This window comes from Mucilaginibacter sp. (assembly GCF_039935595.1).
Classification (GTDB): domain Bacteria; phylum Bacteroidota; class Bacteroidia; order Sphingobacteriales; family Sphingobacteriaceae; genus Mucilaginibacter.
In genome coordinates this window covers 1-13655 of sequence record NZ_JBDTJZ010000014.1, presented here as the reverse complement: position 1 = coordinate 13655, position 13655 = coordinate 1, and the positions used below count along the sequence as shown (strand labels likewise).

Genomic DNA, 13655 nt, shown 5'->3' with positions numbered 1-13655 from the left:
AGGCAGTCCGTAATTTATGGCTACCTGCTGATATCCGTTGGGGTAACCGTTTTATTTATAGGCGGATTGAGCAGCTTTAGCACCGCACAGGGAATGAGGCCGTTTCACGAATGGATGCTGAGCCTGTTCCTTACCTTTTTTATAACCAAGCTGGTTTTCGCGATGGTACTGTCGCTGGGCGATTTTGGCCGGTTTATAGCTGGCATTGCTACCCATGTTGCCAAACCGGGCCGTGCGGTTGGTCAGCCTTATTTCCCGTCGCGCCGCAAATTTATAAGCGAGCTGGCTATTTTGCTGGCGGCGTTCCCCTTCTTCGGTTTTATTTATGCGATGGTAAGGGGCAAGTATGATTATAAACTGCACCGCACCACCTTATATTTTGATGATCTGCCCGAAGCTTTTGATGGCTTTACCATTACGCAGTTGAGCGACATCCACTCCGGCAGTTTTGACAATACCGACGCCGTGCAGCGCGGTATTGATTTAGCGCAGGCCCAAAAAAGCGACCTGTTTGTTTTTACAGGCGATTTGGTAAACAACGCCGCCTGGGAAATTGAACAATACATCCCCCATTTCAGTAAGCTGCGGTCTCCCTACGGACAGTTCTCTATTCTGGGCAATCATGATTATGGCGATTATATGCAGTGGAATAGCGATGAGGAAAAAGCCGCTAATCTGCAAAAACTAAAACAACACCATGCCGATCTGGGCTATCGGTTATTACTGGATGAGAATTTGGAGATTGAAAAAGACGGTCAGAAAATATCCCTGATAGGCGTACAAAACTGGGGCCGGGGTTTTATAAAAAAAGGCGATTTAAACAAAGCACTAAAAGGTGTTGACGAAAACGCCTTCAAGATATTATTATCGCACGACCCTACGCATTGGGAGGAACAGGTACGGTACAATCCAACTACCATTCATCTAACCCTGTCGGGCCATACGCATGGCGCGCAGTTTGGGGTTGAGGTGGCAGGTGTGCGCTGGAGCCCCGTACAATACCGTTACCTGGACTGGGCCGGGCTAATCAACGAAAAAAACCGCTACCTATATGTTAATCGCGGGTTTGGGTTTCTGGCCTTTTCAGGCAGGTTGGGTATATGGCCGGAGATAACCGTGATTACTTTGAAAAAGAACAAGGCTATTTCTTAATGACATTGTCTTTCCCTCTGTCATTTCGACCGTAGGGAGAAATCTTATACGTCCGATTCCAAGCGCTTGTAAAAGATTTCTCCTCGTTCCTCGTTCGAAATGACAAAAGTATTTTATCCGCTAACGCTTAAACACCATTACGGTAGTTGGGAAAGCCTTATCATCAAAAACCTTTTTTAAATTGGTAATACTGCTGTTTATATTAAACAGCATAACCGGTTTGGTATCCGTTTTATAAAGCGGCCATTGGGGTAGCTCGGGTATATTGGGGTTACCGGTTTTAATAAAGGCAACCCATGCCTTGTGCATATTCATAGCCAAATTCCGTTTTTCAGCATCAGCCATCCCTTTTGATTCGGGATCAAACCAAATAAAGGGCATTTCGCGGGCGTGCGCCGCCTTTAAAGCATCATTTTTAATATAATCAAAACGATACTCCCAGGTAGGTATACCGGCTTTTACCATAGCTTTTGCCCAGCGGTAGTTATGTATGGTGTACATATATTCGGTAAATGTTTTATCAGCGGCGTCATAAGGCGATAAGGTTTTAACCTCTTTTAAATAGGTTTTATATACCATTGGGGCATTATCGGCAAATAAAGCTTTTACCGCGGCGGCATCCGGCGCTTTCATTTCGGGGTATCGGTCCATAAACAGGGTAAACTCATTAGCGTTGGTACCCATTAATGCCTTTATTTTAGGCAGTTTTTTTGCTGCGGCATATTTATAGGGGTCTTGTGGTATTACAACACCATCATTAACAGGACCAAAAAATATCAGGCCGGTTACCCCAGCGGTTGCGGCGGCCTGCGCTTTCATTAACGAATCGGCTGGCATGGTTAACAGTTTGGCGGCTTCCTTTTTGGTTAAATGCAATTTGGCCAGCACCCTGTCGCGTTCGCCTTTGGCGGTATTTATATCTCTTACACATTGTACGGAGCCGCTCTCAGCAATATATTGGCTAAATAAACCTTTTGCCGATGGCGATACCAGCACCGCGCTTTCCAGCTTGGCCCCTGCCGATTCGCCCATTATGGTTACCCGGTTTGGGTCGCCCCCAAAATCGGCAATATTTTGTTTAACCCAGCGCAGGGCCATAATACAATCGAGTACGCCATTATTGCCAGATCCAGCATATTGCTTGCCCAGATCGTCCAGATAAGTAAAGCCAAAAATACCCAGGCGGTAATTAATGGTAACGGTAACAATATCATCCCTATCCGTAAAAGCATGACCGTTTTGCCCTTTACCGCTGCCCGATGTCATGCTGCCACCATGCACCCATACCAGTACCGGGCGTTTGCTGTTATCAACCTTTGGCGTGTACACATTAAGCGTTAAACAATCTTCTGATCCGCCACCGGCCTGTGTAGCTATGCTACCAAATTTGGTAGCTGCTAAGGTATCGCGCCAGGGCGCATGGGGCTGCGGGGCCTTAAAGCGCAGGGCACCAATTGGCGGCGCTGCATACGGCACACCCTTAAATACAGTTATACCACCCTCGCTTAAGCCGCGAATGTAACCCTTATCTGTTTTAACAACAGGAACTTGGGCCTGGGCGTTAATTGTAAATAGTAATGCTACAGGTAAAATAACCCGCAAGGCTTTTTTAAAAAACTGGTTCATAACTGATTTTAGGTGATTAAAAGTAGGAAATATAAACAACTATTCATGTGTCATTTCGAAACGTAGTGAGAAATCTTATACGCCATGCAAAATGTACAAGATTTCTCCTCGTACCTCGTTCGAAATGACATTGTTGAAATGCAGTCTTCAACTCATTGCTATTAAGCTGAAAATTAATGCCTTATGGCAACTAAGTTAAGTTGTACTAAACTTAAACCAGTGCGTAATTTTCACCCTAAAAATATAGACGCATTTATGGGTTACACTATTATTTACTAATAAATTGATAATCAATTTATTAACGAATTTTTTTGCTAAATGTGTAAAGTTGTGTAAACCATTTTACCAAAAAAATCACCCCATTGGCTACGCCCTCACAAACAGCGGATTGGAAGTGCTAACAGTTAAATTCTGTTAATATTTGTTAACTCGGCATTGTTTTTTTAAAATAAGTTATAAAAATCATGATATTTACGCCGCTAAACAACAACCGTTTATTTCTATCCAATGGAATATAAAAAAATAAATAACCTGTTAGGCTGGCTTTGCTTTGTTATTGCCGCTACAACCTATATTTTAACATTAGAGCCATCCGTAAGCTTTTGGGATTGCGGCGAATTTATATCATGCGCCTATCGTTTGCAGGTATCGCACCAGCCGGGTTACCCGCTGTTTGCTATGCTGGGCAAGTTGTTTTCGCTGCTGTCATTCGGCAATAACGCTAAAGTGCCCTATTTCACCAATATGGGTTCGGCCATTGCAAGCGCGGCGGCTATTATGTTTTTATTCTGGACGATAACCGCCTTCGCCAAAAAATTATTGCTTAACCGCGATGACCTTAGCGATAACACACGCACCACATTAATTATGGGTGCAGGTTTAGCCGGTGCTTTAGCTTTTACTTTTACTGATACATTTTGGTTCTCGGCTGTTGAAACTATTGTATTTGCGCTTTCGGCGCTTTGTACCTCCATGGTTTTTTGGGCCATATTAAAGTGGGATGCCCATGCCGACGAACCCGGCGCGGATAAATGGCTGGTGTTTATTGCCTATGTTATAGGTTTATCAATAGGTATACACTTACTTAACTTGTTAACTATACCGGCTGTCACACTGGTATATTACTTCCGCCGTTCAAAAAAAGCGACTGCAAAAAGCGCCTGGATAGCTTTTTTTATCAGCCTGGTTATTTTGGGTACGGTGCAGTTTGGCATACGCCAGTTTACCATAAAACTTGCCGCGTATTTTGACCTGTTTTTTGTAAACAGCCTGGGCTTAGGCTTTGGCAGCGGCGCGGCAGTGTTTTTTTTACTGCTGATCGGCGCGCTGGTATTTGGTATAGTTTATAGCATACGTAATAATAAACCGGCACTTAACCTGGCCTTTTTATGTGTTGCCTTTATTTATTTTGGTTATAGTTCATTTGTATATATCCCTATACGCGCAACCGCCAATACTAATTTAGATAATACCCATCCCGATAATGCCTTTACCTTAAACAGCTATCTTAACCGCGACCAGTACGGCTCAACCCCGCTTGTTTCGGGGCCGTATTTTGACTCGAAGATTATTGACCAAACTGAAGGTGCCAATATGTACCGCAAAGGCGAAAAACAATATGAGGTAATAGGAAAACAACAGAACTACGTTTACGACCGCACTACCATATTTCCGCGTATGTATAGTCAGGAAGGGCAGGATCCGTTGTTTTACAGGCAATGGATGCAACTGGGCGAAAACGAGAGCCCTACTTTTGCCACCAACCTGGGTTTCTTTTTTAGCTGGCAAACCTACCAAATGTATTTCAGGTACTTTTTCTGGAACTTTATTGGCCGTACCAATGATATGGATGGTCAGCAGGAAAATGCCAACCCTTTTAAATTAACCGGCTATTTAGATGGCGACTGGAACAGCGGCATTTTTGATGGCATAAGGCATGTACCGCAATCGGTACTGCATAGCGTTACCTACACACCTTTGTATGGCTTGCCATTTGTTATTGGTTTGATAGGCATGGTGTATCATTTTAAACGCAAAAAAAAGGATGCACTTATTATAGCCTTATTATGGTTCTTTACCGGGCTGGCTATTATAATATATGTTAACCAGCCATCCGTACAACCCCGCGAAAGGGATTACTCTTACGTATGCTCCTTTTATGCTTTTGCTATTTGGATAGGCCTGGGCGTAATTGCCATTGCAGATTTGGCCCTTAAAAAACTAAATGCGCAAACCGCTGCTATAGCTGCTACCCTAATATGCCTGCTGGCCGCCCCGGTGGTATTAGCCAAACAGGAATGGAAAGCGCATGATCGGTCGACCAAATGGGTTGCGCACGATATGGCCTATAATTACCTGATATCATGCCCGCCAAATGCCATTTTGTTTACTTATGGCGATAATGATACGTACTCATTATGGTATGACCAGGAGGTTGAAAATATACGCCCCGATGTGCGCATTGTAAACCTGAGCCTATTTACCGGCGACTGGTATATACGCCAAATGCAACGGAAAATGAACGAATCAGCACCATTGCCTATTACCATGCCTTTTGATAAATATAAAGAAGGGGTGCGCGATTATATTTCATTGAATGATAAAAACATACCCGGCTATATTGAGTTAAAAGATGTTTTTGATTTTATTACGTCAGATAATAAGGATGCTATGGTGCAGTACCAAAGCGGTAATTTTTCTAATTATTTACCCACCAAAAGGTTTAAGATCACCATTAATCCTGATGATGTGCTTAAAAATGGTGTAATAACACCCGACCAAAAAAGCAGACTTACTGATACGTTGAAATGGACGTACACATCAGACAATATTATGAAAGACAACCTGGCCATGCTGGATATACTTTCGCATAATAACTGGAAACGGCCAATTTGCTTTACCACTACCATAGGCCAAAGTAATTTGATTGGCCTGCAACCTTATTTGTATAAAGAAGGCTTTACCTATCGTTTAATTCCGTTTAAGCCGGATACTTCTTTAAGGGACCAATTGGAAAAAAGCAATACCATGGTGATGTATAACAATGTAATGAACAAATTTAAGTTTGGCAATTTTAAAAATGCCCGCTACCTTGACCATGAATCAACCACCATGTTTTACCCTGTAATGATGTCAACGTTCCTGACGCTGTCACAATCATTAATAAATGAAGGGCACCCTGACCTGGCACTAAAAGTAATGCATAAGTATGATGACGTTATGCCTAACCTAGATGTTGATATAAATGTTACCGGCAGCAAATACCTGCTGGCCCAAACAGCCTATCAACTGCATGATAATGTACTGGCAAACAAATTTACCAACTACATCAATAACTACGTTACAGACCAGCTTGATTATAATTATTACGTTATGCAAAATAACGGCAGTATGTTAAGCACCCGAACCATACAATTTGGTCTGCAAATATTAAATGGTCTTGCGCAGTTAACTAAAGACAATCATCAAACCGCTTTAGCTAACAAACTGGAAACCGAGGCTAAGGATTATGAAACTAAGTTTGCACCGGTACTGGGGCAACTTGGCGGCAAACAGTAACGGTGTATAATCCGATAAATAAAAAGGCTTAAGAAATTTAAATATCTTAAGTCTTTTTTATTGTTATCATTCGGACAAAGCACAAAGGCGAAATTATAAAATGGTTTTTTATCCCGCGTTGTTTTTAATTAGTTAATGCAGCAATTAACCACCTGATTAAGCCCGGACTTCCAGTTTTTCAATAATATTTGCTGTTGTATCTACTTCGCCTATACGTGGAAAAATATAGTTAATGCTGCAATTATGCGCTTCCATAACCCTGTCGGTCATCGCATCAATAGCGAAAGTTAGATTGTAGCCGTGTAAAACTGCCTGCCGGGCAGTACCCTCAACACCTATACTGGTTGATATGCCTGCAAGTACAATACCTGTAACACCACGCTTTTGCAATTCGTCATTCAATGGTGTATCATTAAAAGCGCCCCATGAGGGTTTGGTAATAAAAATATCATTAGGCCGGGTTTTTATTTCGGGGACTATCTCGTTCCATCCTTCGGGATATTGCGCAGGCAATGATGCTGCCACCTTGCGGGTCTTTGTCCACAGCCCGGCGGGCACTACATTTACTACAACAATCGGCAGGCCGGCATCGCGAAAAGCAGCAACCAGGGCGGCACAATTTTTTAAAATATCTTCGGCAGGGTGTGCAGCCGGGGTCTGGAAAATGCCCTTCTGCAGGTCAATAAGCACCAGTGCGGTATTTTTATCTATTGGGGTAACCATAACACGTGTTTTTAGGTAAACGCTGCAAATTTAAAGTTGTTACCGGGCAATTACCTGTTAATTGTAAAATAGTGCGGGCAACAACACAATTAGGTTATTTATTAGTTACTTTTATATAGATCATAAATAGATGTCATGGCAAATTTCCAGGAAATAATAGCTTCAGAAAAACCGGTACTGGTTGATTTCTCGGCCGAGTGGTGCGGACCATGTAAAATGATGCCGCCTATATTGCAGCAGGTTAAAAGCAGCCTGGGCGATAAGATCACCATTATAAAAATTGATATTGATAAAAATCCATCAGCGGCAAATGCTTATAAAATTCAAAGCGTGCCCACGCTGATGATATTTAAGAACGGCGAAACCAAGTGGCGCCAAAGCGGCGTAGTGCAAGCCAAGCAATTGCAGCAAATTATAACGCAGTATATTTAGTTTGCAGTTTTTAGTTTGCAGTAAATCAATCTGCACCGCTAACTGAAAACTGCCCACTGCAAACTGCCTACTTATACCACGCCATTAACAGCAATACCATTTGGTTGTAGGTTTCCATACCCTTAGGCTGATTGTTGGCTTTTAAAAAATCATCATACATCATACCACTCAACATCCCCGCTTTACCATGAAAAGAGAACCAATACATGCGTTCGGTAAAAAAATCATGGCGCACCTGCGGCGATATACATTTTCTTAACGTTTTATAAGCCGATGTATCACGCCGGCGCAGCGCGTGCATACACTCGTCAACCGCGTAATGGTAGGCCGAGTAGCGTTGCAACCTATCTGTAGTATTTAAGGCTGCCAGGTAGCCTGCAAAACTGGCTTCATCCTCGGCACCATAACCTGTTTGGTGCGCCATTTCATGGCAAGCCACCATGGGCCGCTCAAAATAAGGCATCTGGTAATTGAGTTGTGCCTCGGTGGTAAACGGATTATAATAGCCGGATGTACCTATATAATTCATTAATGGCGTAAGTAATGATGGTTTTATTTTAGGAGAATAAGTACGAAAGTTTGCCGAATCGGCAGATATTTTGCGTGTTGAATTGATGGCGGTTTTAAATATGGCGCTGTTGTTTTGCGTGGTATCTGTAGCTGTTAAATTGCGTCTGCTAATATTGGCGCTATCTATAAGCATGGAGGTTACTGTTATTAAATGCGCGGTGGTGTAGCTGGTATCGCGCAGGTTTAACCGCTCGCCTGCCGATGGGCGGTAATAATTCATCCCCCAAAAAATATAAAAAACCAGTATGGCTATTTGCAGTCTGATGATGAACTTTAAAGTTAACAAACCCATACGTTTAAACTGCCCTTTAAAAAGCAAGTAAATAAAACGGCCCAAGGCAAAAATCAAATACCCCACAACCAAAATATACAACACATCGCCTACACTAAAGGGGAATAAATTAAGCACCGGATGCAGCACCCAACAAATAGCCGGATAAAGGCCCTCAGAATAATAACGCTCAACCGCATGGGGATGGTTGGCAAACTGCATCAGTAAAAAAATAGCCAATGCCAGCAACAGGATAATTATTACCCTGCCCTGTACGGTATTTTTACTGAATTTATAACTCATAGCTTACAAATATAATTTTTTAAGGGTGGGCAAACCGCATAAAAAAGCCCCCCGAAATTCGGGAGGCTTTTGTTCTAATAAATTTTTAATTTACTTAGCAGGTATAAATACCTCTACATTTTCCCATACTAAGGCAATGCCGTTTGGTCTAACCTCATATCTTAATTTTTCGGTTGGGCCAGCCGCTTTAGCTTTAACATTTATCGAAAAAAGATCTTTAGTTGGATCATTTGCAGCAGTCATTCCCGGCCCTTTAGGATCCTTGGCTATACCCCAAGATGGTATGGCAGAATTAAAAATAACTTTCCAGTCTTTTTCGCCAGGGACCATGTATAAACTGTAAACACCAGCAGGTAGTTTATGTCCATCAATGTTTAGTTCGGCCGTGGTAGTAACTTTAGTGGCCGCATTAGCACCCGCGCGCCATGGTTTACCATAGGGTTCTATCTTACCTAAAATTTCACGCCCTTGTAATGATGGCGAGCCATAGTTAATAGTAACATTGGCGTTTCCTATTTTACCTTGGGCAACTTCATCAACAGCCTTTTTGATCTTAGGGGCATCCTGTGCAAACGTAGTTGTTACTGTAAAAAGCGCTATTACAAAAGCTGCTAACGCCGTTAATTGAAATAATTTTTTCATGGTCTTAATATTTTATTTACTAATTGGTTTCGTAACCAAATATAGTTTGAAATTGTATAAGTTGCACCTATTAATTGTAATTATAAAGCCATTTACTCACCATATAACTAATTATTAAATTATATAAAACCCGGGCATGATTATTGTGTTTTATAATCTGAATTCACATTGCAGTTAGGAATTGACCGAAAGGTTAAACAATTGTTGTGAGTTTTTGGCCCTTGTCGTGAGACAGGGGCTTTTTTTGTTTAACTCCCATAATTATTACCGGCAAAACTTCAAAAAAACTTATTATTACACTTTATTTTAATGCATGAAAAACAGTACACGGCTGCTTTATTTATTGGTGTTTGTTTTGGCTATAGCGGTAACCCTGGCGGGCATTAACGTAAATTTTTTTACGGACGACCCGGCCCTGTATGCTTCTATCGCTAAAAACATGCTTTATAAGCAAGACGTTATACAACTGTTTACCTACAACCAGGACTGGCTTGATAAGCCCCACTTTCCGTTTTGGATGGCTTTTTTAAGTTTTAAACTATTTGGTGTAAGCGTTTGGGCCTACCGCCTGCCTGCGCTGTTCTTTTTTTTGCTGGGGGCGTTGTATACTTTCCTTTTCGCCCGCAAATATTACGATGTTAAAATAGCCGCAACCGCCGTTTTGATATTAATGACCGCCCAGTACGCTCTAATGGGCAATGTGGATGTACGCGCCGAGCCTTACCTGCTGGCATTAATAATAGGCAGTATTTACCATATATCGAATTTGCAGGAACGTTTTAAAGTTACAGATCTGCTACTGGCTGCCCTGTTAACCGCTTGCGCTATAATGACCAAGGGCATATTTGTAATTGTGGCTATTTATGGCAGCTTACTGGGGCAGTTAATTTTTAAAAGAAAGCTGAACCAATTATTCAGCCTTAAATTTATAGCGCTGTACCTGCTTACTTTAATTTTGGTACTGCCCGAATTATACGCGCTATACATACAATTTGATATGCACCCCGAAAAACTGGTATTTGGCAGGCATCATGTGTCGGGTATTAAATGGTTTTTATGGGATAGCCAGTTTGGCCGCTTTGCCAACAGTGGCCCTATCAGCCAAAAATCATCAGGCGATGTGTTTTTTTATGTCCATACTTTATTATGGGCATTTGCACCCTGGTGTTTGCTGTTTTATTTCGCGCTATATAAACGCGTAAGGGGCATTATCAAAAAGCAGGAACAGGCAGAGTATTATAGTTTAAGCGGCGGCATATTGCTGTTATTATTATTCTCGTTATCGCGTTTTCAATTGCCTTTTTATACCAATGCAGTATTCCCGCTTTTCGCCATTATTTTGGCACCCTACTGCACCATGCATTTAAGCACCAGCGAAACTAAAATACGGGCCATAAGTCAGTGGTTATACATTCTGGTTTTTCCGGTGATAATATTAATCGTCAATTATTTTTTAATGCCCGATAGGGTTATACTATTTTATGCCGATGTCATCGCATTATTGGTACTGATATTACTCATCATTATAAAAAGCAGAATGCCCCAAAAGGTATTTTTGTTAAACTGCTGTGTGGTGCTATTTGTCAACTTTTATTTAAACACCATATTGTACAAAGAAGTGGCCGGGTATAACGGGCAGATCACCGCTGCGCAATATGCAAATAGAGCAGATTTTGCCGGTTTTAAAATCTATTCGCTTAAAACGCAGAACAACAATTTCCAGTTTTATTGTAATAAGCCTGTTGACTATATCCCACTTGAGCAGTTTAAAAGTTTTGCCGCGCCACCAAATGCGGTGTTTTACGCTAACCAGGCTTCGCTTGATTATTTAACACAAACCAGCGCGCAGTTTATAATCATAAAAAGCTTTACCAATTATCCGCAGGAGCGTATACTGCCTGATTTTATTAATAAAATTAACCGATATAAAGTGTTGGATAAGGTGTACCTGATAAAAAAAGTAGAGATGCAACATTTTGCATCTCTACAAAATGTTATTTTTCGTCCTTAATTTCTTCCCAGTAAATGGTATCCGAAGGCAACGCGTTTTTTGTAGCTACCTTAGCTTTTACCTTTTCCATTTCTACTTTTATTTCATCCACGCTTAATACTAGCTTTAAGGTGTGATAATATATTATATTACCTGTTTTACTGTTTATAAATTTATAACGGGTAGCTGAAGTTAGTGCCATGGTAGTGGTATATGCGCATTAACAATTTATAGGTAAAATTGTTTGCGACAGGCGATTAATTTTGATCGGCGTTGCCGATATCCTTCACCAAAAAAACAATCAATAAACCCAGAATAGATATAATACCGAACGACCACCGCAAACCGGCTGCCTGAGCCACATAACCTACAAACGGCGGCACCAGCAAAAAGCCCAGGTACCCAATGGTTGATATGGATGCCAACGCGGCCCCGCTGCTCATGGTAGTTGATTTGCCCGCGGTTTGAAAAACCATAGGCACAATACATGATATACCCAAACCAACCAGTATAAAACCAACACCGGCAGTTATGGCGTATGGCAATATTATCGCTATAATAAAACCACTGAAAATAAATATGCCGCTAAATTTTAACAACTTTTTTACGCCGTACTTATTAACCAGTTTATCGCCTAAAAACCGACCGCCGGTCATGGCTATCATATAAGCTACAAACCCGGCCGTAGCTGTATTTTTGGGCAGATGTATTACTTGTCCAAAATAAATTCCGCTCCAGTCGTACATCGTATTTTCGCAGGCCATGGAAGCAAAACAGATAAGCGCGAATTTGAGCAATGGCTTTGGCGGAATGGTAAATAGCTTTTTATTGGTTTGTGGTATGGGCTGCTGGTACATAGTTGCAGGGTACGCCCATATTGAAAATACAAGAAGTAATATACTTACCGTTAAAAGATGCCATGCGGTACTTATATTATAAAACACCATTAAGCCGCCAACCGCGGCCCCGGCAAAGCCCGCAAGGCTCCATATACCATGAAAGGTAGCCATAATTGACTTATCATATAACGACTGTACCCCTACCGCCTGCGCGTTTGACGATATATTTAACAAGTTGCGCGCCGACCCCAGGCAAAACAGGGCCAGTGCAAGCTGCCAGGCTGTTGTAGTAAAGCCAACAAATACCAATACGACACTAAAAAACAAAGCACCAAAAAGCATAACGGCCCTGCTGCTGTAGGCACTTAATACACGCGCCGTTATGGGTAGGGTTGCCATTAAACCTATGGGCATGGCAAACAGCAAGGTACCTAACTGTGCCTCGTTTAAATGCAGTTGGTGCTGTATAGTGGGTATACGTGATGCCCAGGTTGCATAACCAAAGCCTGAAATAAAGAAAAATGCCGTATTGGCTAATCGTAAATGTTTGGCCGGGCGCTGGTTTATTGTCACTTTAAAAAATCAAATACAATTATACGCCATTAAATTGTATTGATAAAAAGTACCGGGTTACTAATTTCGTTGTCCTTTAAGGTACCAGTAACTCAATGCAAACAAATACAAAATCCCTAATAAAAAGCCGCCCAGCACATCAGTAAACCAATGTGCGCCCAGGTAAACCCGTGATACGGGTATAATAAAGATCATCAACATACACCCTATTACCACCAGCAGCCGCAAGGTGTTGTTTATATGTTTAAGCATATACATCAGCAAAGCTAAAAAGCCAAAAAACACCACATAAAAAAACACATGCCCGCTTGGAAAGCTTTGCTGGTGCGTTGCAATAATAACCTTTACAAAGTTCTTGGATGGCCGGGGCCTGTTCACCATAAATTTAACTATAGTGCTTATCAGGCTTGATCCCGTAGTAAGCAACAGGAACAATGCTTCCCGCTTGCGCTTTTTTACATAAAAAACCAGCACAGTTGCCAATACCATAACCGCTGCATAAGGCATATAGCCCGGGTAGCTAACCGCTTTCATTACCAGGTTTAACAACGGATTTTGGTGCTCCTGTATCTCTTCAGAAAATTCGCGGTCAATTAAGGTTGGCGGAAATAACGATACCAGTATAGTGAGAAGTACAAACCCAATAACTATATAAGCAAGTATACGCTTGCGTTGCGGGGTTATTTTCATCAATTAAAAAATTAACACCAACGTGCCGCTTATAATAAGCACAGCGGCAATACCCGTTTTTAAGCTTATGCTTTCGCCCAAAAAAATAGCCGCTAATACAATAGCTATGGCTACGCTTAGCTTATCAACCGGGGCTACCTGGTTAACCCTACCCATTTGCAGGGCTTTAAAATAACATATCCACGAAAGCCCGGTAGCAACGCCCGACAGTATCAAAAAGGTCCAGTTGGTTTTGGTTAAAGTATTTATAGTGTTGTTGCTGCCCTTAATAAAAACCAGCGCCCAG

At 41.7% G+C, this 13655-nt stretch carries 12 protein-coding genes; 4 read left to right on the top strand and 8 right to left on the bottom strand.

The annotated features are described in order from the left end of the window. Positions 1–1152: metallophosphoesterase (locus ABI367_RS00685; RefSeq protein WP_462231863.1), on the top strand; the 1152-nt coding region annotated here is incomplete at its 5' end. A gap of 120 nt (positions 1153–1272) precedes the next feature. Here ABI367_RS00685 and ABI367_RS00680 read toward each other — a convergent pair. Then, positions 1273–2778, bottom strand: a complete 1506-nt coding sequence (locus ABI367_RS00680) for a carboxylesterase/lipase family protein (protein ID WP_462231861.1) — start codon at positions 2776–2778, stop codon at positions 1273–1275. Between the two features lie 507 nt (positions 2779–3285). Between ABI367_RS00680 and ABI367_RS00675 the strand changes: the two genes are divergently transcribed. Then, the gene (locus ABI367_RS00675) at positions 3286–6336 is read left to right on the top strand and encodes a protein O-mannosyl-transferase family (protein ID WP_462231859.1); all 3051 of its coding nucleotides are present in this window, start codon (positions 3286–3288) and stop codon (positions 6334–6336) included. Positions 6337–6492: 156 nt separating this feature from the next. On the opposite strand, the gene ABI367_RS00670 is transcribed toward ABI367_RS00675, so the two are convergent. Continuing rightward, positions 6493–7059 carry an isochorismatase family protein gene (locus ABI367_RS00670; RefSeq protein WP_462231857.1) on the bottom strand — a complete coding sequence of 189 codons (567 nt, stop codon included), beginning with the start codon at positions 7057–7059 and terminating at the stop codon, positions 6493–6495. Between the two features lie 135 nt (positions 7060–7194). Here ABI367_RS00670 and trxA point away from each other — a divergent pair, with 135 nt between their 5' ends. Further along, positions 7195–7491 carry a thioredoxin gene (gene trxA / locus ABI367_RS00665; RefSeq protein WP_462231855.1) on the top strand — a complete coding sequence of 99 codons (297 nt, stop codon included), beginning with the start codon at positions 7195–7197 and terminating at the stop codon, positions 7489–7491. Between the two features lie 67 nt (positions 7492–7558). Here the strand turns inward: trxA and ABI367_RS00660 are convergent, their stop codons facing one another. Continuing rightward, a complete protein-coding gene (locus tag ABI367_RS00660; protein WP_462231853.1) occupies positions 7559–8635 on the bottom strand; it encodes a DUF3810 domain-containing protein in 1077 nt (358 codons plus the stop codon). Positions 8636–8725: 90 nt separating this feature from the next. Then, the gene (locus ABI367_RS00655; RefSeq protein WP_462231851.1) at positions 8726–9277 is read right to left on the bottom strand and encodes a DUF2911 domain-containing protein; all 552 of its coding nucleotides are present in this window, start codon (positions 9275–9277) and stop codon (positions 8726–8728) included. 313 nt (positions 9278–9590) lie between these two features. Here ABI367_RS00655 and ABI367_RS00650 point away from each other — a divergent pair, with 313 nt between their 5' ends. Continuing rightward, a complete protein-coding gene (locus ABI367_RS00650) occupies positions 9591–11288 on the top strand; it encodes an ArnT family glycosyltransferase (RefSeq protein ID WP_462231849.1) in 1698 nt (565 codons plus the stop codon). On the opposite strand, the gene ABI367_RS00645 is transcribed toward ABI367_RS00650, so the two are convergent. The 4 genes from ABI367_RS00645 to ABI367_RS00630 form a co-directional block, all read right to left on the bottom strand. Beyond that, positions 11272–11469 (bottom strand): hypothetical protein, encoded by a 198-nt coding sequence (locus tag ABI367_RS00645; RefSeq protein ID WP_462231847.1) that lies wholly within the window; start codon positions 11467–11469, stop codon positions 11272–11274. The genes ABI367_RS00650 and ABI367_RS00645 overlap by 17 nt on opposite strands. 55 nt (positions 11470–11524) lie before the next feature. After that, positions 11525–12679, bottom strand: coding sequence for an MFS transporter (locus ABI367_RS00640; RefSeq protein WP_462231845.1), 1155 nt, complete (start codon positions 12677–12679; stop codon positions 11525–11527). Between the two features lie 60 nt (positions 12680–12739). Next, complete coding sequence (locus ABI367_RS00635; RefSeq protein WP_462231843.1) at positions 12740–13369, bottom strand: phosphatase PAP2 family protein; 630 nt, start codon at positions 13367–13369, stop codon at positions 12740–12742. A gap of 3 nt (positions 13370–13372) precedes the next feature. After that, positions 13373–13655 (bottom strand): EamA family transporter (locus tag ABI367_RS00630; RefSeq protein WP_462231841.1); only part of this gene is annotated, 283 nt, incomplete at its 5' end.